This window comes from Desulfopila sp. IMCC35006, from assembly GCF_005116645.1.
GTDB lineage: Bacteria > Desulfobacterota > Desulfobulbia > Desulfobulbales > Desulfocapsaceae > Desulforhopalus_A.
In genome coordinates, this window is the sequence record NZ_SWCM01000003.1 from 321568 (window position 1) to 340156 (window position 18589).

Genomic DNA, 18589 nt, shown 5'->3' on the forward strand with positions numbered 1-18589 from the left:
AAAATCAGCTCATCTTGTTTTACAGGGAAGAATGCCATGTCTGATGAAAAAATTTATTCCGAGTACGAACAAACCAGAACCTCCTATCGTCCTGCTATTCGGGGCAGAAAACAGATGGTGGTCTCCGGTCACCACCTGGCGACTCAGGCGGCGATGCGAATCCTTGACAAAGGCGGCAATGCCGTTGATGCAGCAACGGCTGCGGGGCTCTGCCTGACGGTTCTACAGTCTGACATGGTCAATTTTGCCGGGGTGGCGCCCATGATGATCCATATTGCCAAAACCGGGCTGACGACAACAATCGACGGTCTTGGCGTCTGGCCCCAGAAGGCCAGCGTGGCCTTTTTCATAAAGAACCACAACGGCCTGATCCCCGACGGCATCCATCGCTGTATTGTACCGGGAGCCCCTGATGCCTGGATAAGGGCCCTTGGCCGATACGGTACCATGAGCTTTGCCCAGGTCTGCGCCGATGCTGTCGACCTGGCTGAAAATGGTTTTCCCATGCACCAGTTTATGCGCAATTCCCTGCACGAACTACAGGAAAAGTACGCCAGATGGCCCACGAATAAAGAAATTTATCTGCCAGATGGCCGGCCGCCGGAGGTCGATGACATCTTCTACCAGAAAGATCTGGCCACCACCATGCGACGCATGATCGCCGCAGAACACAATGCGCCGCAACAAGGAAATCGTCTTGCCGGTCTTGCCGCGGCCCGGGATGCATTCTACCAGGGTTCAATAGCCGGTGATATCATTGCCTACAACAAAGCGCATGGAGGGCTGATGCAGGCAAGCGATCTGGCCGCGTACTCCTGCACCGAAGAAAATCCTCTCAGCGTGAGCTTTGGCGAGTATACCGTGAAAAGCGCCGGTCCCTGGTGCCAGGGTCCGGTATTGCTGCAAGCTCTGAATATTCTTGCGCACTTTGACCTGCAGGCGATGGGCCATAACACCGGCGAGTATATCCATACCGTCACGGAGGCGCTGAAAATAGCGTTTGCCGATCGTGAACAGTTCTACGGGGATCCCAAATTTGTCACCGTACCGATCAGCGGCCTTCTGGCAAAAGGGTATGCCAAACTTTGCGCCGGACGCATCAGCGCTGCCGCCTCTCCGGTCATGCCGGATTGTGGTGATCCATGGCCGTTTAACAACACGCCACCGCCCACAGGATATGTTCTGCAGCACACTACTATCCCACCCATGACAGCGCCCAATGACAACCTCGATACCAGCTACATCTGTGTCGTCGACCAGGCCGGCAACTGTGTTTCGGCTGTGCCGAGCGATATGTCCTTCAGCGGGCCGGTGGTTCCGGGCACCGGCATGGTGATTTCCACCCGCGGTTCCCAGTCCTTTGTCGACGAACAGCATGCCAGTTCGATCCAGGGTGGCAAGCGGCCGAGGCTGACGCCCGCCCCTTTTATGATCTTTAAAGATGACCGGCCGTGGATGATAATCGGGACCCCCGGCGGCGACACCCAGTGCCAGACAATTTTACAGACTTTCCTCAACGTCGCGCTCTTTGGCATGGACGTGCAGACAGCCACGGAGCAGCCGCGTTTTGCCACTTTTTCCTACCCAAACTCCTTTGCCCCCCACGACTATCATCCCAATTTACTGAGGATAGAACAACGGGTCGGGGCGCAGCCTCTTGCTGAGCTCATCAAACGTGGCCATAAGGTGGCAACATGGCCCGATTGGGCCTGGAAAGCTGGAGGAGTCTGCGCCATTCTTCTCAAGAAGGATACCGGGACTCTGGTAGCCGGCGCCGACCCCAGAAGGGAGTCGTACGCCCAGGGCTGGTAAGTCGGCTGAAAAGCAGGCTGTGCGTTTTACCGGGCCTGCCCCTTCTTCACGGTAAGACTTGCATTGCCGATGCAGGCAATACTCGCTGCATTTTGCCGGTCACCGAGAAATTGTTTGACGCTTTCATGGGACCAGCGCTCCATGCCGATCAACCGGCAGCTTGCCTCGTCCAGGTCGGTGACCATCCCAATACGGATTCGCTGTAATTTGGTCATCATGGCCAGCGCCGTGCCGCCGTTGCCCTGGTAGTTGCGGGACAACTCCCGAAAAGCGGCAGCAAAGGAACCCATCTTAAACCACGGCAAAAAAGTCGTTGACCCTATACCGTCCCGACATTCCCCGTAGAGCAGCAGTAAGCCGCCGTCACGCACAAACATCGCCGCGTTATGAATGGCCTTGTGGCTCTGGATAAAATTAATATCTTTGGGGTAACCGCCGCAGGAAGCAATCACGACCGCAAAGTCCGGGGCGACTATCTCGCAATTTTCACCGTGCAGCCGACAGGCTTCGAGAAAACTCTCCCGGCCTCGCCCCAAAACGAGATTGCAGAGCTCGCCATGGGAGTCGAGAATGCCGTGAATGGCCAGATGAACCGGCAGTTTTTCTTCTATGGCAAACAAATCCTCGGCCAGCGGATTCCCGTCAAGGATGCCAGGCCGGCAACCGGCCGCGATGGTGCCGGCATTCCCGTCAAGATACAGTCCATGGTTGGCATAGATGGCTTCGCGCTCACCGCAGCCCGGAAAGACCAACTTTCGACCACCACCGTAGCCGGCAAAATAATGGTGCGAAACCGCCCCCATGGTAATTATCGCACTGGCGTCAAGCAGGTCGTGGCGAAAACGGACAGGGGTGCCTTGAGTAGTCCGGCCACACTCTTTAAAACCATCTTTCATGGTACAATCATGATGAATAAAAGAATACCTGTCATAGGCTGTGCCGTAGGCCTGACGGCATTCTGCATCGCTCTGGCGACCATGGGTTCCGTAGCCGATAATAATTTTCAGGCGGGTCCCATCCATCCCATGCTGCTCAAGGCTGCGAAGCAATAGCGGCAGATATTCCGGATAGCCGCAAAGCCTGGTTTTATCTGCCAGCACCAGCACCGGACAGGTGAGATCCAGAGGATTTTTACCCAGAAATTCGACCAGCCTCTGCTGAAAGAGGGTTGGCGTAATGTCGCGTTGCGGTTCCTGCACCTGCAAGTATCTGGTATGCGCAGGCAGGGACAGGTCCCGTCGGTCATTCCCGTAGGCAAAAGAAAAACTCCTGTCTTGGTTCATTGTTCTGCCGTTTGCTGAAGAATATTGTTCGCTTGTGGCTGCTTGAGATTGGCAATAAAAAGAACCACAAACAGCACAGCCGCCGCAGCATGTACCAGAGTCGGCCAGGGCGCGATAAGAAAAAAGGCCAGAGCAAGAGAAAGCATACGTAGAAATGGATTCAGGCGATTTTCCAGAAAACCCTGAAATGCCCCGGCAAAAGCATAGAGACCGATGATGGCAAAGAAGAAAATGGTGAAGTCATCCGCCCAACTGCCCCCGAGCATCGGCGTATAGGCAAAAAGGATTGGCACGATATACAGACCTTTGGCCAGTTTCCAGGAATACAACCCGGTCTGCATCGGCGGGGTCTTGGCAATGGCCGCGGCGGTGAAGGCGGCAAGACATACCGGCGGGGTGACGTTGCTGTCCTGGCTGAGCCAGAAGATAATCATATGCGCCGATAGCAGGGCAAAGGTGGCGGCATGGGGCGTAACCGCCATGTCGCGAACCGTTCCCAGCAGATCGACAGGAACCGCCTCGAGGATGGCTCTGGCCTGATCAAGAGGCATTGCCTGACCGAGCAACGCGACCTTTTCCGGCAGAGCGAGCATGAAGATGGCCTTTGCCTCCTCGGAAAGAAGCCCTTTGGCGATAATCTCGGCAATCTGCGAATCGACGATCAGATTATACAGCGCCGGTGCAGAAAGGGTGCCCAGAACGATATAGGCCGCGGTCACCGGCAGTCCCATGCCGAGTACCAGGGACGCGAGAGCAATCAGAAGAATGGCGATGAGCAGACTGCCGCTGGCCCACTGGGTTATCATCAGCGAGAAGGTGTTGCCGATGCCGGTGGTAGCAATAACGTTGACCATCAGGCCGACACTGCACAACAGGATGCCGGTCATGATCATGTTCCTGGCGCCCAAGGCAAGGGCCTCGAGGATTGCCCGGATGCCCATCTTGTTAGGTGTGAGCCAGGAAGAACCGATAACCGCGAGAATGGAAATTCCGGCAGCATAGGTCGGGGTGAACCCTGAGACAAGCATGCCGATCAGCGCACAGATGGGCAGCAGAAATGGTAGACCGCCCTCCTTGAGGACATCGAGCAGTCTGACATCCTCGTCATCGATCATACTGACATTGCATTTTTTAGCCTCAATCCGTACATAAAAAGCCACACTGGCAAAATACAGGATAGCCGGGAGGATAGAGGCGGTAATGATAACGGTATAAGGAATCTGGGTATAGCTGGCCATAACAAAGGCACCGGCACCCATGATCGGCGGCATGAGCTGTCCACCGGTGGACGCTGCGGCCTCGACCCCGGCGGCGAATTTGGGATCAAAACCGGCCCTTTTCATAAGAGGAATGGTTATCACCCCGGTGGAGGCGGTGTTGGCAACGGCTGAGCCGGAAATGGTTCCGGTCAGCCCGGAGGCGAAAACCGCGACTAATCCTGGTCCTCCGATGGTTTTTCCGGCAACCGCCCGGGCCAGATCGACCACAAATTCCCCCGCCCCGGATCGGAGCAGAAACGCCCCGAAAAGAATAAACATAAAGACAAAGGTGGACGAGATCAGGGCAATATTGCCAAACAGCCCGTCATCGCCATAGACGGAACGAAAGAGCAGGGTTTCCGCGCTCAGGCCGGTGAACCGGAACACGTTGTTGAGCATTGCTCCCCACCAGCCGACATAGGTGAGGGCAACAACGATCAGAAGCGGGATTACCCAGCCGGTTGTCCGTCTGGTAAATTCCAGGGCAGAGAGAAGCAGCACCGAGCCCGCGACCCATTCCGCGGAAGAGAGATGGACGCCCCGGGCATAAATGGCATCTTCCATGGAAATCATATATATGGCCGCCGTCGCGGCCGAGATTCCCAGGACAAGATCGACGGCCAGAAGCCACTTCTTCTTGCGACGGATCCCGCCCAGGGGGTAGGTGAGGCAGCAGAGCAGGGCAAAGCCCGAATAATGTAAGGCATTCTGCCAGAGACTTGGCAAAACGGTGAGAATATTGAAGTACACATGCATCAGGGAAATCGCAACCGCCAGCACGAAGACAATTTTCTCCTTCCCTCCTGATGTCGCATATATCTGAAAAATTTGCTTTTGTTCCAAATTCGCCACCACCTTCTTCTTGATACACTCATTAAAAGTACAACTTAAGAGATGACTCGAGAAAAAGCCCGATCTACGCCCGCAGGAAATGTCTTTGAAGGGCAACGAAGGAGATCGGGCCTGTTCAACGCTATTTTATTTGGCAATAAGATTATCGGGTATGACGAGCCCGATTTCCTTATAATAGCGCGCCGCACCAGGATGCAGTGGCATTGGCAGACCGGCAAGGGCTTTGTCAGTGCTCATGGCCGTGGTCGCCTTATGGATCGCATTCAGGAAAGGGAGATTCTCGTAGATGGTCTTGGTAATGAGATAGACGGACTCTTCATCAATATCAGCTCTGACCGCCAGAAAGTTCGGTTGGGCAATGGTCATGACATCTTTTTTCAAACCTGGGTAGGCAGTTGCCGGAATGAGATACGGGGTCCAGAGGCCAAGGCCGCCATCGGCCTGCTTGACCTGTTCTTCGGTAAAACTGAGCAGAGTCGCTTTGTCTCCCATTGAAGCCAGTGCCCTGGTAACAGCGCTGGCAGGAACGCCGGCAGGAGTGGACATGGCAGCGATCTGTCCGTTCTGCAGCGCATCGGCACTTGGACCGTAACCGACATAGACCAGATCATAATCTTTGTCACTCTTCACCCCAAGATTGCCGAGAATTACCTCATTGGAGCCGAGGGTACCGGAGTTTTTTTTACCAAGAGAAACCCGCTCCCCTTTCAAACCGGCCATATCTGAGATGGTGCCGGTTTTGGCCTTGTCGGTAAGGATGGTGAAATGTTCAACATTCTGCCAAAGCATGGTGACCGAACGAAGTTCTTTCTGGGGGCCATCCTGGGCGAGAGGTCCCTTGCCATTCCAGGCGTAGTAGCCGTACAGCCCCTGCAGAATGGCAAACTGCACTTCATTGTCCCGCATCAGTTTAATGTTTTCTCCAGAACCGGCGGAGTTGATCGCCGACATGCTGATCTTGTGGCCGGGCTGAAGTTTTACCTTGGTGAGGGTGGACAGGGCGACACCTACCGGATAATAGGTACCGCCGGTACTGGCGGTGGCCAGCAGATAGTTTTTATCAACGGCGGCCCGGACATGCCCGGCACTCAAAAAACTGACGACGGCAGCTGCGACGGCAAAATGCTTCAGGTACGATGGCAAATTCATTTTCATCTCCTCTGGTTAAATAATGTTAATAAACAGACCATTGGCACGAAAACCTGTTTTTTACTGGCCAGGATTACGCCATAATAGTAGCAAGAAAATCCTGTAAAGGAGAGACCTTTCTGGCCTTTATTCGTATTAAAACTCGTGTCCGATGATTTTCATGGCCTTTTTGTATAAGCCAGGCGATCTATCCATCCGTTAGTGCAGTATAATTTGACAAGATTCAAGCAATTGCCTACACTCCGGAAGGTGTTCTCGACAGGCCCATGAACGGCAAATCAACTCTGGTAAAAAATTATGGTGTCCTTTCTGTTTCGACCTCCCAGGATAGAGCACGAACTCATTATGAGCGTCGGGTTGTTCGATATGCATACCGGCAAACCTCTGCCGGGTCGGCTGACCGCGACCGTCATTAATTTTTCTCCTTCGGGCGCCTGCCTGATCGTGCCGAAACCAGCGCTCAACGGCAAGCATATATTTTACGAAACCCTGAACAGCGACGACTACACTTTGCTTCTGCATGTTGAACAATCAGAGGGTGCCGACGATACTTCTACAATCAGTGCCCGGTCAGTCTGGATGAATTCGTGTAAACATTTGCAGCAATCTGCATTTAAAATCGGCATACATTTTCTCCACGACCAAAAGGAGATCTATAATTTATTTAAAAAAGTTCACTAAATACACACCCATCTCGATCCATTCTTCTGGATCATTGCGAAAAGGTGTTTCAGTGCTTAATTGATGTAAGAATAAGTGAACCACCACAAGCAGTTTCACCTTTTACAAACAGTCATATATGAAACTCCATAGATCGCTCAGTCCGATATCCAGCAGCCTGTTGTTTCTTCTTGTCACGGTATTCCTTGCCTGCCCCCTCATGGCAGCCCAGTACGAAGAAGATGTTTCCGCCCAAAATTATCAGTACGCCAAAGGAATAGTCAATTCAGTCTCACTTGACGAGCAGACGGTCGCCATCAAGCAGAAGAAAGGACCGACCATTGTCCTTTCCATCGACAAAGACACCCTCTTTGAAGGCTTTTACAGGCTGGAGGAGTTGAAGCCGCGCGACACAATCAAATTCTGGTATCAGCCAGGACCGAAGGGAAACAGAGCCTTGAAGCTCCTCAAGCCACTGGAGCTGGGCTGCTGAACAAAAGCCGTTCCGGTTGACATTTAAGGTGGACAAGCCATGAAGATACTCCTTCTCACCATAGTTTCAGTCCTCTGCAGCATGAGCCTCGGCTATGCCGACTCGGCAGGCAATGAAAAACATACGCCTGCGCCGGCAGGATTGACCGCGACAAAAGCCTATTTCGATGTCACTGTCGGGGAGAGAAAGCTCCTTTTGATTCGGCTGCAGCTTATTGAAAAAACATACAACCAGATTGCCGCCGCCGGCGCCACCCCTGTTTTTATAGTCGGCATCCGCGGTAAGGCGAGCAACTTTTTTACCAAGGGTACCGATTACGTTGTCGATATGGATCTGCCTGAGAAAAAACAGATCGCAGCTATGGTTGAGAAATTTGCCGCCCGGCAAATAGTTATGGAACAATGTCTTATTGCCGCTGGATTTCAGCATATCGATGCTGGAGATTTTCTCCCCCAGGTGAAACTGGTCGCCAACGGCTACATGTCAATGATCGGGTACCAGTCCCGGGGATATGCTTTTGTCCCTATGGACTGAACCTCCCAACTGGGCAGAAGAGCTTTACGGTATTCTGCCTCGCCCTCGCTTGACGGGTATATATTCCCAATTGTACTATTGAATTTTTTTTTCATGGAAGGAGACACTGGCATGTTGACAGACCGGGTGCGTTATAAACCCCTGCAGGACAAAATTACCGATCCGGCCACGGCCGCCCGACATATTCAGGACGGCACAAACCTGTTTATTTCCGGATTCACCGCCGGTTATCCCAAACTTATCCCCCGGGAGCTGGTACGGCGGGCGGAGCAGGGTGAACAATTCAAGATCAACCTGTTCGCCGGGGCATCGACCGGCGATATGGTCGACGGGGCCTTGGCCCGGGCCAATCTGCTTTCCTGGCGCCGACCCTATATGAGCGACAGATATATGCGGGGCCAGATCAACGAGGGCAATATAAAATTTAAAGACGATCACCTCTCCCAGCTCTCTGCCAAGGTGCGGGCGGGGGAGTGGGGGCGGTGTGACGTCGCTGTAGTCGAGGCCGCCGCGATAACCGAACAGGGCCATCTTATCCCGACCATGTCGGTCGGCAACACCCCCACCTATGTGCAGGAAGCTGAAAAAATTATTATTGAGATCTCATCGAATTCTCCGGACCTGGAAGGAATTCACGACATTTTCATCCCGGAAGATCCGCCGTATCGGATGCCCATTCCCATTTACCGCAGTGCTGATCGGATAGGTAAACCTTTTATCAAAATGGATCCCAGCCGGGTCGTGGCCATCCTGTTCAGCACGGAGCGGGATCATTGCCCGATTTTCACGCCGCCGGACGCCACCTCCAGTCGAATCGCCGAGTTCATTCTCGATTTTGTGCGACATGAGATCAAAAAAAATCGCCTTCCCGCAGCCCTGCCCTGGCAGGCGGGGGTCGGTGATGTAGCCAACGCCGTTCTCTCCGGATTTATCGACGACCATAACTTTCAATCCATCGATATCTATTCAGAGGTTCTCCAGGACAGCGTGCTCGACCTTATCGATCTGGGCAAGGTGCGGGCGGCTTCCGGCTCGGCCCTGACCCTGTCGGAAAAATCCCGCGAACGCTTTATTAATGAAATCTATCGCTACCGGGAGAAAATTGTCCTGCGGCCGGTCGAAATATCCAATTCCCCGGAAGTGATCCGCCGCCTCGGGGTCATCGCAATCAATACTGCTATCGAAGTCGATATTTACGGCCAGGTGAACTCCACCCATGTCATGGGCACCCAACTGATGAACGGCATCGGCGGCTCGGGGGATTATTTGCGCAACGGTGCCTTGTCCATTATTGTTACACCCTCTACCGCCAAGGGTGGCCTGATTTCGGCCATCGTCCCCATGGTTACCCATGTCGACCATTCCGAGCACTCGGTGGATCTGGTCGTGACGGAATACGGCCTGGTGGATACCCGCCCCTTAACCCCTCGCCAGGTCGCCGAGCAGGTCATCAAAAAATGCGCTCACCCCGATTACCGCGATCAATTATGGGACTATTATCAACGAGCAGTCCGGGAGCGCGGCGGCCACGAGCCGCATATCATCGAGAAAGCCTTCTTCATGCACCAGGCGTTCCTGGAAAAAGGCGATATGCACCTCACGGCAAAACAACGCATTTTTCCGATAATGGATTAATAAAACAATGAAATTTATGCCGGGCCTGGATTGAGCCGATAATCGCCACCAGGTCGTGCTGCCGAAACCGAAAAGAGGGTTCAGGGTTGGTCTGAAGGGTGCCGTTGCGAATAATTCCGACAATCGACACCCCAGTTATCTTGCGAATTTCGGCTTCAGCAATACTCTTTTCTATCAGCGGATTATCGGTATCAATCTCGACCCACTGCAGATCGAACTGCTGTTCAGCGGCCCGCATCTGGCCAAGAGTCCGATATCCTTCCGCAGGAGTTGCTGCCTGGGTAAGCAGTTGATGGCGGAGATTTTCGGTATGGTGCTGAATCTCCGGCACTGGAATTCGCAGATAGAGAAGCACCTGCCTGATCATTTCCAGGCCCGCTTCAAATTCAGGATAAACGAGATCCGTCACCTGCAATTCATTAAAGACATCGAAAAAGTCCGGGTCGGACATGCGGGCGACCACCCTGATCCCGCTGTTGATTTTTCTCGCATGGCTGATTATGGAACGAGCGACGACGATGCCCGGGATTGTCACAACGAGAAGAGCAGCACGCTCTATCCGTAACGCCTCCTGAACCACCTCCTGACTGCCATCGCCATAGACAATTGGAAAACCGGCAGCCTTCGCCCTTTCGATGCGCATCTGGTCAAGCTCCACCAGGACGAAGGGAATCGCCAGCTGCTGCAGCATCTCGGCAATCTGCATCCCGATACGGCCGCAGCCGGCGATGACCACATGGTTACGCAGTTCATCTTCCGGAAAATTGAGCGCTTCAAGAGGCTCGTTCTGAACCCATCTTTTTTTAAGGCTGTAGAGTCGCGATGTCTGCGACGAAATCAAGGGGGTCAACACCATGGTGACGACCGCCATAGTCAGAAACATATTATAAAATTCACTGGTAATAGACTGACTGGCTACCCCGATCCGGGCCAGGACAAAGGAAAACTCCCCAACCTGGAACAGCCCCAGGCCGACCGCGAGTGGAATGACGTTGCGGTAACGAAAGAGCCTGGCCAGGAGAGCAAAGATACACCCCTTGCCGATGCTGACAACGACGACCAGAAGCAGGATGAGCGTAAAGTGGCTGAGCAGAAAGCGAGGATCGAGGAGCATGCCCACCGAGGCAAAAAACAGCAGCCCGAACAGATCGCGCAGCGGAATGATATCACTGAGAGCCTGGTGGCCGTAATCCGACTCGCTGAGAACCATGCCGGCAATAAAGGCGCCAAAGGCAAAAGACAGTCCGACCAGATAGGTGGTATAGCCGACACCTAAACCAATAGCGGTAATGGCCAGGATAAACAATTCACGGGAGCCGATCTCGGCGATAGTTTTGAGCAGGTAGGGCAGCAGACGGGTGCCGAGAAAAAACATGGCGACCAGAAAGAGTGCAGCCTTGATGAAGGCAAGACCGAGAACGCTAATACCGCCGGCAGGATTGTTTAACTGGGGCAGAATGATCATCAGCGGCACGACCGCCAGATCCTGGATGATCAGCATGCCAATCATGACCTTGCTCGACAGTGTCCCCAGCCAGCCCTGATTCATCAGGGTCTTCAAAATGACCATGGTCGACGACAGCGAGATTAAAGAGCCGAACCAGAGAGCGGTCTTCCATTCCCAGCCAAACAGCCGACCAATTGCATAGCCGAAGCCAATGGTCAAAACCATCTGCAGGGGCGTACCGATAAGGGCTATATATTTCACCGGACGGAGATCTTTAAGAGAAAACTCCAGGCCAAGAGCAAACAGCAGCAGTGCCACCCCGATTTCCGCCAGCAGTTCAATATCATGAATATCGCGAACCGTCACACCGCCGGTATGCGGGCCAAGAATGATGCCGGCCAGAATATATCCGAGAATCAGCGGTTGATGCAGTCGTTGCATCACCAGACCACAGAAAAAAGCAGTCAGAACAAGAATAATAATATCGGTTGCAATACCCATGCAGCAGCCCTCAGCGGAAAGGAAAAATCGTCAAAAGAATGGATTGTTAAATTTTCTGCATCTGCAGGTAGAGTACCAGCCCAAGAAGAGTCAAGACAATACCCGCCCAGCCCATGAAGCCGGGGAGCGTTCCCCCGAGCAGCAGGGCCTCTCCGGCAAGAGTGAAAACTACCTCCATCGCCTGGGTGCAGTCTACAGCCGCCAGCTCGGACGGACTCCCAGCCATATGCCGTGCACCAAGAAACAGGCTGGTCGCGGCAACACCTGAAAACAGAGCTACCAGCAATGTCATCAACAGCTGGCCAGCACCCGGCATCGGTGGGGAGAGCCACACCAGCAGCACTATCCACAGCGGTATCGAACCCAGAGTGAGCAGCAAAACGCGGCAGATGGCATCGTCCATGGCCGGATGATCGATGGTGGGCAGAAGACGTCTGAGATACGGCACGTCGTGCTCATGAACAGCTATTCTCGCTTCCCACACCATCTGGTTGCCAAGAGGATAGGCAAAAGCAGCACCAAGCACGGGTAACGCACCAAGCAGGACATCGCGGAGTGGTACGGCGGTTGCCTGCTCGATATTAATCAGGAGCACCCCGGCAAAAACGATGAAGGTGAACAGCACCGCGCGAAAAGAGACCCGGCGGCCGAACAGCAATAATACCACGGGGGTCGCGAGGATAGTCAGCTGCCATGTTGCCGCAACCACCCAGCCGGGAGCATAGGAAGCGCTGAAACTGATGAGTGCGTAAAACACTCCAAAACCGACAGAACCGGCGATCGTCCAGAACAACCAGTGCCGGAGATACAGATGCAGCGCTTTAATGCCCAGTCTGCCCCGTCCGGTAACAGCCAGCCAGATGCAGAGCAACACCAGCATCCACATATATCGCAGCGAAGCCGTCCAGAGCCAGTGACCACCCTCCAGGCTCATGGCCCGGTTCAGAACGAAGGTGGAGCTGAAAAATAACGCGGCAAGAATTCCGGTCAGTACCAGTCGAAGCATAATTTCTAAAAATCTTTTTTCGTATTAAATCACAAGATACCGGCAAATATCTCTTTATGCATGGCAAATTCTCAGACCATAAGAAGATATACCCCGAAAACGGCCACGACTGCACCAGCTATGGCCCGGAGGGAGACATGTTCCTTCTGGAGATAAATGGAAAAAGGAATAATACAGATCGGGATCAGAGAAAAAAAGGTCGAGGCAACACCCGTCGGCAGATAATGCAGGGCCATAAGGGACATGGAAACGCCGATAAAAGGGCCAATGGCCGCGCCAATGGCGGTAAAAGCCACCGCTTTTCTGTTGGTCAGCGCGGCTCCGACATTCTGCCATCTACCGGTCACGGTAAAATAAAGGACAAAACAGCAGAAGGCGGCGAGGGCCCTGATCTGCGTTGCCGAAAATGCATCCAGATATCCGGCATCGGTCTGCATACCGCTTTTACTGAGCAGCAACCCGCCCGCCTGACCAAGCATGGCCGCAAAAGCAAAGGCGACCCCCCGAAAGGAGACCCTGGCTACCTGCAATTTTCTGGCAGGAGCCGCATCCCTGCTTTTCTCAAGAATTACGGCACAAACCCCGGCGAGGGTAACAGCCATGCCCAGCCACTGCTGCTGATTATAACTCTCATGCAGAAAACTCCAACCGAACACCGCGGCAGTAGGTGCCGCCAGGCTTTGAATCAACATAGTAATCCGCGGCCCCAGTTCCACCAGTGCCTTAAATAAAAAGATATCGCCGATGAAAAAACCGATGACGCCGGAAAGGCTGAGCATAAACCAGGCACGAAGCGGGAAATCAACCGGGAACAATGCCCCCTGCCTGAATAACAGCAGGGCGGTAAAGAGCAGCAGGGCAACGAACAACCGAATGATATTAACCGGGGTCGCCCCAACCTCTTTGGAGGCAGCAGCAAAAAACTGCACGCTGAAAGTCCAGCACAGCACTGTGGTGAGAGCTATTGCCTCGCCGATAAATGGCATAATAAACGACCTCTCGACTTAAATGTTCAGAGGACGATATTTAGAGGGAAAACAGAGAAAAAACAAGCAGTATATCAGCCGGCAGCACATCGACTGCATTGTACGCGATGCTACCGGCTGGGAGACGGGAAATAAGCCGGGACTCTCTTCAGTACCCCCTTGAGGGGTGTAAGTACCTTGAGACAGATTCTTTTCTTGCACAAAACCAAGAAAAGAATCTGTAAGGTACTAATCAGAAGTTCCAGAATGAATCGATGGTTTCATCCTTAATATCCCAGACCACATTATGCGGAGCGATCGGTTCCTCCTGGAAGAATTCCGGCAGTCGATCGTCCTGGCTGGTGAAACCTGCCGCGATGTTGAATGCGCGCTCCGTTTTCAGAATGGACATGCCAAGATTGGTAACATCATCGGCGGTAAGCGCTATGCCGAACCGGGCGTTGATCATGTCGATCAGGGCCGGCAGGCAGGTTTCGCTGTCAAGGGCGGCAAAGGCGATAAACAGGCACATGCCGGTCGAATCGATTGCAGCTGTCGCAATCTGCAGATTACGCGACAACTCCACCTGTCCTTCCTGGCTGAGTGGATCAACTTTACCCCCGACACCAAGGATATTGGTGGCGATGGTATAGCCCATAGTGTGATCAGCTCCCTGGGTCGAGGTGGCATAGGTGATACCGATACCTTTTATGGCGCGAGGATCGTAGGCAGGGATAGCCTGATTTTTGACCACCGGCACCCTGGTAACCCCAAAAGCCCTGCCGACATTACCTGCCCCACCCCCCATGATTCTGCCAAGAGGCGTGCCCTTGCCGACATCCTCGCGCAGGATCCGAAGCACACCCGGACCATCACCGAATTCAAGCAGTCCGCCTTCCATGGCCACACCAAAAGCGACTGAGGTCTCGATCGAATCAATACCCAGATCGTCCATGATATAATCAGCTTCGGCTATATGATCGAGGTTGTCTACACAGCAATCGGCGCCCAGGGCCCAGATGGATTCATACTCAAAACCTGAGGTCTTGTATTGATTGTCCTTGTCGTTATAAATCTGCGAGCAGTTGATCACGCATCCCGGATGGCAATTGTGTTTCGGTTTTCCTTCGCGGGCGACAATGGTGTCATACATGGTTTCCCCGGAAATTTCTTCATGACCGGCAAACTGACCGGAGGTGAAATTACGGGTTGGGAGCGCCCCCGCTTCGTTGATGATGTTGACCAGAACATTGGTGCCATACTGACCCAGAGCCTGGCTGACCGGATGATCGACCAGGGCTTTGGCAAATGCCCGGTTGGCTGCTTTGAACTCCTCGGGCCTGGCAATGGCAACCTTATTGTCGGTCGGCGCGACCGCGATGAATTTAATTTGTTTTGAGCCCATCACCGCACCCAGACCACCTCGTCCGCTGGAACGGATTCTTGAGCCGGGATCTTTGATGGAAATATTTGCCGCAGCCATTTTCATCTCGCCTGCCTGGCCGATGGAAATAACCCCGAATTTTTCGCCCAGACGAGTATTGAGGGTCGTAACAACCTCGTAATTTCCTTTCCCAATGAGCTCGGTTTCCTCATTGATGGAAACACCATCTGCGGTTACATGAAGACTGTACCAGGTATCGACCTGTGGTTTCCCTTCAATGATCAGCGCCTTAATCCCAAGTTTAGCCAGCATCTGAGCCGAAGTGCCACCGGCATTGGCCTCTTTAATGGTGCCCGTCAGCGGACTCTTGGCGCCGCAGGAAAGACGGCCGGAGTTGGCGGCCTGGGTGCCGGAAAGCAGCCCGGGGGCGATAACCAGTTTATTATTTTTACCGAGCGGGTGGCAGGTAGGCTCCACCTCGGCGGCAACCACATTGGAAGTCAGGCCGCGGCCACCGAGCCCTGCCCAAGCAGCTGGGACCTCTTCCACTCTGGTGGTTAGATCGGACATGTTTACACGAAATATCTTGTCTGTCATGGCAATACTCCTCGGTAATTAAACAACTGCGGGGTACGGACGAATCCATACCCCGCAATATACTAAATTAATAGCAATTTACAGCTGACAATGAATTATAATGCTGCTTTATAAATAGCCTTCACATCGTTATCTGTCGGGGTGCGGGGATTCGTCATACCGCAGGCATCTTTCTGAGCATTCCCTGTCATGGTGTCGATATCCTTGGCGCTGACTTCTTTGCCGTATCTTTTGCCGAGTTCAACGAGACCTGCAGGAATGCCGATATCGGTGGACAGTTTTTTGATGGCAGACAATGCTTTTTCAGCGGCCTCGCGTGGGGAAAGACCATCGACATTCTCACCCATCAACTTGGCAATTTTGACGAAACGGTCCATCTTGGCAATCAGGTTGAAATTACACACATGGGGGAGCAGGATTGCATTACATTCACCGTGGGGCAGGTCATAGAAACCGCCGAGCTGATGGGCCATGGCATGAACATGACCAAGGCTGGCATTGTTGAAGGCCATACCGGCGAGATACTGTGCATAACACATCCCTTCACGGGCAACGATATCCTGGCCGTTGGCAACTGCAGGACGGAGGTGGGTAGCGATCAGTTCAATCGCCTTCTCCGCAGCCGAGTCGGTCATTGGAGTGGCGATGGTTGAAACGTAGGCTTCAACCGCGTGGGTCAGTGCGTCCATACCGGTTGCTGCGGTCAGTGCCGGTGGCATACCCATCATCAACAGCGGATCGTCAAGGGCAATACCTGGAGTACAGCGCCAGTCAACGATGGCCATTTTCACCTTTCTGCTGGTATCGGTGATGATACAGAAACGGGTCATCTCTGAAGCTGTACCGGCGGTGGTGTTCACCGCTACATAGGGAGGCATTGGTTTGGTCGATTTATCAACACCTTCGAAATCCTGGATTCTGCCGCCGTTGGCGATGACCAGGCCGACACCTTTGCCACAGTCATGGGAACTGCCGCCGCCAAGGGTGATAAGGCTGTCGCAGGAATTCTTTTCATAGACCGCAACTCCGGCTTCCACGTTCTTGTCGGTAGGGTTGGGGATGGTCTCGTCAAAAACGACATATTTCATGCCGGCGCCATCGAGGAGATCGGTAATCTGTTTGGTAATCCCGGCACCGGTAATACCTTTGTCGGTGACAATCAGCGGCTTGCTGCCACCAAGTGCTTTGATCTTTGCTGGAATCTCTTTTGCTGCACCAATACCTATCAGAGTTACACTGGGAATGAAATAGCCGTATACTTCTTCTCGAACTGCCATAATGTACCTTCCTTTTTTGACTGAGGTTATTGTGTTGAGTGGCTTACGCCTGTCAAACGAGTACTAAAAAAGCTCCCGCAAAACTTATTGGCGAGATCAGCCTTCACTACAGTTGCATCTGGATCCATCTCTTGCGCAATTAAACAAAAGCAAGAGGCGTGCCAAATTATCATTTACAGTAAAAACAAAAAGTTACATGTTTTCACTCGACAATCAGCGATACCAAAGTGTCCCTCGGGAGGAACAGCTGGAGCGTTACGGATAGAGTTTCTGGGAGGAATTCACCGCAAAAACAACAGATACCGACAGTATCCGGGGCGGTGGGTCAAAAAGACACAGGCATGAGAGGAAAGAAGTCAAAACGACCCGGAGTCATGGAAGAGATATTAGTGCCCGGCATATTTCTCGAGTTTTCTATAGAGTGTTTTTCTGCTGATGCCGAGAGTTTCTGCAGTTTTCTGCCGGTTATCATCATAAAATTGCAACATTTTCAGGATATGATTTCTCTCAACGGATTCAAGACTGAGAGTGGCCAGGTTGTCTTCCGATATTGAGACCAGCTCCCGGGGCAGACAACGTTCAGTAATGATGTTATTTTCCGCCAGTATAATCGACCGTTCGATAACATTGCGCAGCTCCCGGACGTTGCCCGGCCAGTTATAGCGAAGAATGCAATCCATGGCATTGTCGACGATCCGATACGACGTATTGTCCGGACTGAGGCGGGTCAAGAAAAAATCCACCAGCAGAGGCAGATCTTCCTTACGTTCACTGAGCGACGGAATCTCGATATTGAAGGCATTGATCCGGTGAAAAAAGGCTTCGTTAAAACGTCCTTTCTCCACTTCTTCGGCAAGATTACGGTTGGTGGCGTATATAAAACGGATGTTGACCATTCGTTCTTCTTTTTCACCAACCCTCCTGTAGGTCTGGGTTTCAAGAATTCGCAACAGCGAGGCCTGAACCCCCAGAGGAAGCTCGCCGATTTCATCGAGAAACAGGGTGCTGTCGTGGGCATAAGCCATCAGCCCTTCACTCGATTCGGTAGCACCGGTAAAAGAACCTTTCATGTGGCCGAATAATTCACTCCGGGCCAGATCTTTCTGCAGGGACGCACAATTTTTAATAATCATCGGATGACCGGCACAGGCAGATCGCTGATGAATCAACCTGGCGACAACATCCTTGCCGGCACCCGACTCCCCGGTAAGCAAGACCGGTATTTTCGCCGGCGCCACCTTGTTAACCAGAAACTTAATGTCCCGAACGGCCTGAGAATTGCCGATGAACTGCACCGATTGCTGATCAATGCTGCTGTTATGGCGCAGGATGGTGTTTTCCCGCGAGAGCAGGACACGCTGGTGGGCTTTTTCAATTACCAGTTCCAGCCGGTCCAGGTTGAACGGTTTACGGATAAAATCGCAGGCACCCAGCTTTATCGCCTTCACCGCGCTGTCGATATCGCCATGACCGGTGATCATCACGATTTCGATATGCGGCACGGTGTCCTTTATCTCGATCAACAGATCAAGATCGTGGATGTCCGGCAAACGGAGGTCCATGATGATCACATCAAACCAGTGCGTTCGCAACATTTCCCGTGCCGATGCGGCAGTGGCCGCCGTCAGTACTTCCCTCCGGTCGGTGGTGAGTTCCTTCTGCAGCAGTCTTCGTATCGGCTCTTCGTCGTCGATGGCCAGGACTGTGTATTTTTCTTGTTCCATACGCGTACTCC

14 protein-coding genes are annotated in these 18589 nt (G+C 53.0%); 5 read left to right on the top strand and 9 right to left on the bottom strand.

Annotation, left to right across the window (positions count from 1 at the left end):
* Positions 1 to 36: 36 nt before the first annotated feature.
* The gene (locus tag FCL47_RS07665) at positions 37 to 1812 is read left to right on the top strand and encodes a gamma-glutamyltransferase family protein (RefSeq protein WP_136812896.1); all 1776 of its coding nucleotides are present in this window, start codon (positions 37 to 39) and stop codon (positions 1810 to 1812) included.
* A 26-nt stretch (positions 1813 to 1838) separates the two neighbouring features.
* Here the strand turns inward: FCL47_RS07665 and FCL47_RS07670 are convergent, their stop codons facing one another.
* The 3 genes from FCL47_RS07670 to FCL47_RS07680 all read right to left on the bottom strand — a co-directional run bounded on the left by FCL47_RS07670 (position 1839) and on the right by FCL47_RS07680 (position 6361).
* On the bottom strand, positions 1839 to 3095 hold the full coding sequence (locus tag FCL47_RS07670; RefSeq protein ID WP_136812897.1) for a lactate racemase domain-containing protein: 1257 nt from the start codon (positions 3093 to 3095) through the stop codon (positions 1839 to 1841).
* On the bottom strand, positions 3092 to 5197 hold the full coding sequence (locus FCL47_RS07675) for a TRAP transporter fused permease subunit (protein WP_205747246.1): 2106 nt from the start codon (positions 5195 to 5197) through the stop codon (positions 3092 to 3094). Before FCL47_RS07675 ends, FCL47_RS07670 begins: the two co-directional genes overlap by 4 nt.
* Before the next feature lie 135 nt (positions 5198 to 5332).
* Positions 5333 to 6361 (bottom strand): TAXI family TRAP transporter solute-binding subunit, encoded by a 1029-nt coding sequence (locus FCL47_RS07680; RefSeq protein WP_136812898.1) that lies wholly within the window; start codon positions 6359 to 6361, stop codon positions 5333 to 5335.
* A gap of 339 nt (positions 6362 to 6700) precedes the next feature.
* Here FCL47_RS07680 and FCL47_RS07685 point away from each other — a divergent pair, with 339 nt between their 5' ends.
* The 4 genes from FCL47_RS07685 (at position 6701) to FCL47_RS07700 (ending at position 9677) form a co-directional block, all read left to right on the top strand.
* Entirely contained in the window at positions 6701 to 7036 is a 336-nt protein-coding gene (locus tag FCL47_RS07685) for a hypothetical protein (protein ID WP_136812899.1), read from the top strand.
* A 118-nt stretch (positions 7037 to 7154) separates the two neighbouring features.
* Positions 7155 to 7508: a hypothetical protein gene (locus FCL47_RS07690; protein ID WP_136812900.1), complete on the top strand. Its 354-nt coding sequence runs from the start codon at positions 7155 to 7157 to the stop codon at positions 7506 to 7508.
* A 39-nt stretch (positions 7509 to 7547) separates the two neighbouring features.
* Positions 7548 to 8042 (top strand): hypothetical protein, encoded by a 495-nt coding sequence (locus tag FCL47_RS07695; protein ID WP_136812901.1) that lies wholly within the window; start codon positions 7548 to 7550, stop codon positions 8040 to 8042.
* A gap of 111 nt (positions 8043 to 8153) precedes the next feature.
* Positions 8154 to 9677, top strand: a complete 1524-nt coding sequence (locus tag FCL47_RS07700; protein ID WP_136812902.1) for an acetyl-CoA hydrolase/transferase C-terminal domain-containing protein — start codon at positions 8154 to 8156, stop codon at positions 9675 to 9677.
* On the opposite strand, the gene FCL47_RS07705 is transcribed toward FCL47_RS07700, so the two are convergent.
* The 6 genes from FCL47_RS07705 to FCL47_RS07730 form a co-directional block, all read right to left on the bottom strand.
* Positions 9640 to 11625, bottom strand: coding sequence for a cation:proton antiporter (locus FCL47_RS07705; RefSeq protein ID WP_136812903.1), 1986 nt, complete (start codon positions 11623 to 11625; stop codon positions 9640 to 9642). The two genes, FCL47_RS07700 and FCL47_RS07705, sit on opposite strands and share 38 nt — an antisense overlap.
* Positions 11626 to 11671: 46 nt before the next feature.
* Positions 11672 to 12631 carry a multidrug resistance efflux transporter family protein gene (locus FCL47_RS07710; RefSeq protein WP_136812904.1) on the bottom strand — a complete coding sequence of 320 codons (960 nt, stop codon included), beginning with the start codon at positions 12629 to 12631 and terminating at the stop codon, positions 11672 to 11674.
* Positions 12632 to 12702: 71 nt separating this feature from the next.
* Complete coding sequence (locus FCL47_RS07715; protein ID WP_136812905.1) at positions 12703 to 13617, bottom strand: DMT family transporter; 915 nt, start codon at positions 13615 to 13617, stop codon at positions 12703 to 12705.
* 232 nt (positions 13618 to 13849) lie between these two features.
* A complete protein-coding gene (locus FCL47_RS07720; RefSeq protein WP_136812906.1) occupies positions 13850 to 15577 on the bottom strand; it encodes an aldehyde ferredoxin oxidoreductase family protein in 1728 nt (575 codons plus the stop codon).
* Between the two features lie 95 nt (positions 15578 to 15672).
* Positions 15673 to 16854 carry an iron-containing alcohol dehydrogenase gene (locus tag FCL47_RS07725; protein ID WP_136812907.1) on the bottom strand — a complete coding sequence of 394 codons (1182 nt, stop codon included), beginning with the start codon at positions 16852 to 16854 and terminating at the stop codon, positions 15673 to 15675.
* A gap of 386 nt (positions 16855 to 17240) precedes the next feature.
* Complete coding sequence (locus FCL47_RS07730) at positions 17241 to 18578, bottom strand: sigma-54 dependent transcriptional regulator (RefSeq protein ID WP_136812908.1); 1338 nt, start codon at positions 18576 to 18578, stop codon at positions 17241 to 17243.
* Between the last annotated feature and the right edge of the window lie 11 nt (positions 18579 to 18589).

Coding starts and splice junctions, on each gene's coding strand:
- FCL47_RS07695 (WP_136812901.1), top strand. CDS start 7,548: ATGAAGATACTCCTTCTCACCATAGTTTCAGTCCTCTGCAGCATGAGC.
- FCL47_RS07700 (WP_136812902.1), top strand. CDS start 8,154: ATGTTGACAGACCGGGTGCGTTATAAACCCCTGCAGGACAAAATTACC.
- FCL47_RS07715 (WP_136812905.1), bottom strand. CDS start 13,617: ATGCCATTTATCGGCGAGGCAATAGCTCTCACCACAGTGCTGTGCTGG.
- FCL47_RS07710 (WP_136812904.1), bottom strand. CDS start 12,631: ATGCTTCGACTGGTACTGACCGGAATTCTTGCCGCGTTATTTTTCAGC.
- FCL47_RS07690 (WP_136812900.1), top strand. CDS start 7,155: ATGAAACTCCATAGATCGCTCAGTCCGATATCCAGCAGCCTGTTGTTT.
- FCL47_RS07680 (WP_136812898.1), bottom strand. CDS start 6,361: ATGAAAATGAATTTGCCATCGTACCTGAAGCATTTTGCCGTCGCAGCT.
- FCL47_RS07730 (WP_136812908.1), bottom strand. CDS start 18,578: ATGGAACAAGAAAAATACACAGTCCTGGCCATCGACGACGAAGAGCCG.
- FCL47_RS07665 (WP_136812896.1), top strand. CDS start 37: ATGTCTGATGAAAAAATTTATTCCGAGTACGAACAAACCAGAACCTCC.
- FCL47_RS07720 (WP_136812906.1), bottom strand. CDS start 15,577: ATGACAGACAAGATATTTCGTGTAAACATGTCCGATCTAACCACCAGA.
- FCL47_RS07670 (WP_136812897.1), bottom strand. CDS start 3,095: ATGAACCAAGACAGGAGTTTTTCTTTTGCCTACGGGAATGACCGACGG.
- FCL47_RS07685 (WP_136812899.1), top strand. CDS start 6,701: ATGAGCGTCGGGTTGTTCGATATGCATACCGGCAAACCTCTGCCGGGT.
- FCL47_RS07725 (WP_136812907.1), bottom strand. CDS start 16,854: ATGGCAGTTCGAGAAGAAGTATACGGCTATTTCATTCCCAGTGTAACT.
- FCL47_RS07705 (WP_136812903.1), bottom strand. CDS start 11,625: ATGGGTATTGCAACCGATATTATTATTCTTGTTCTGACTGCTTTTTTC.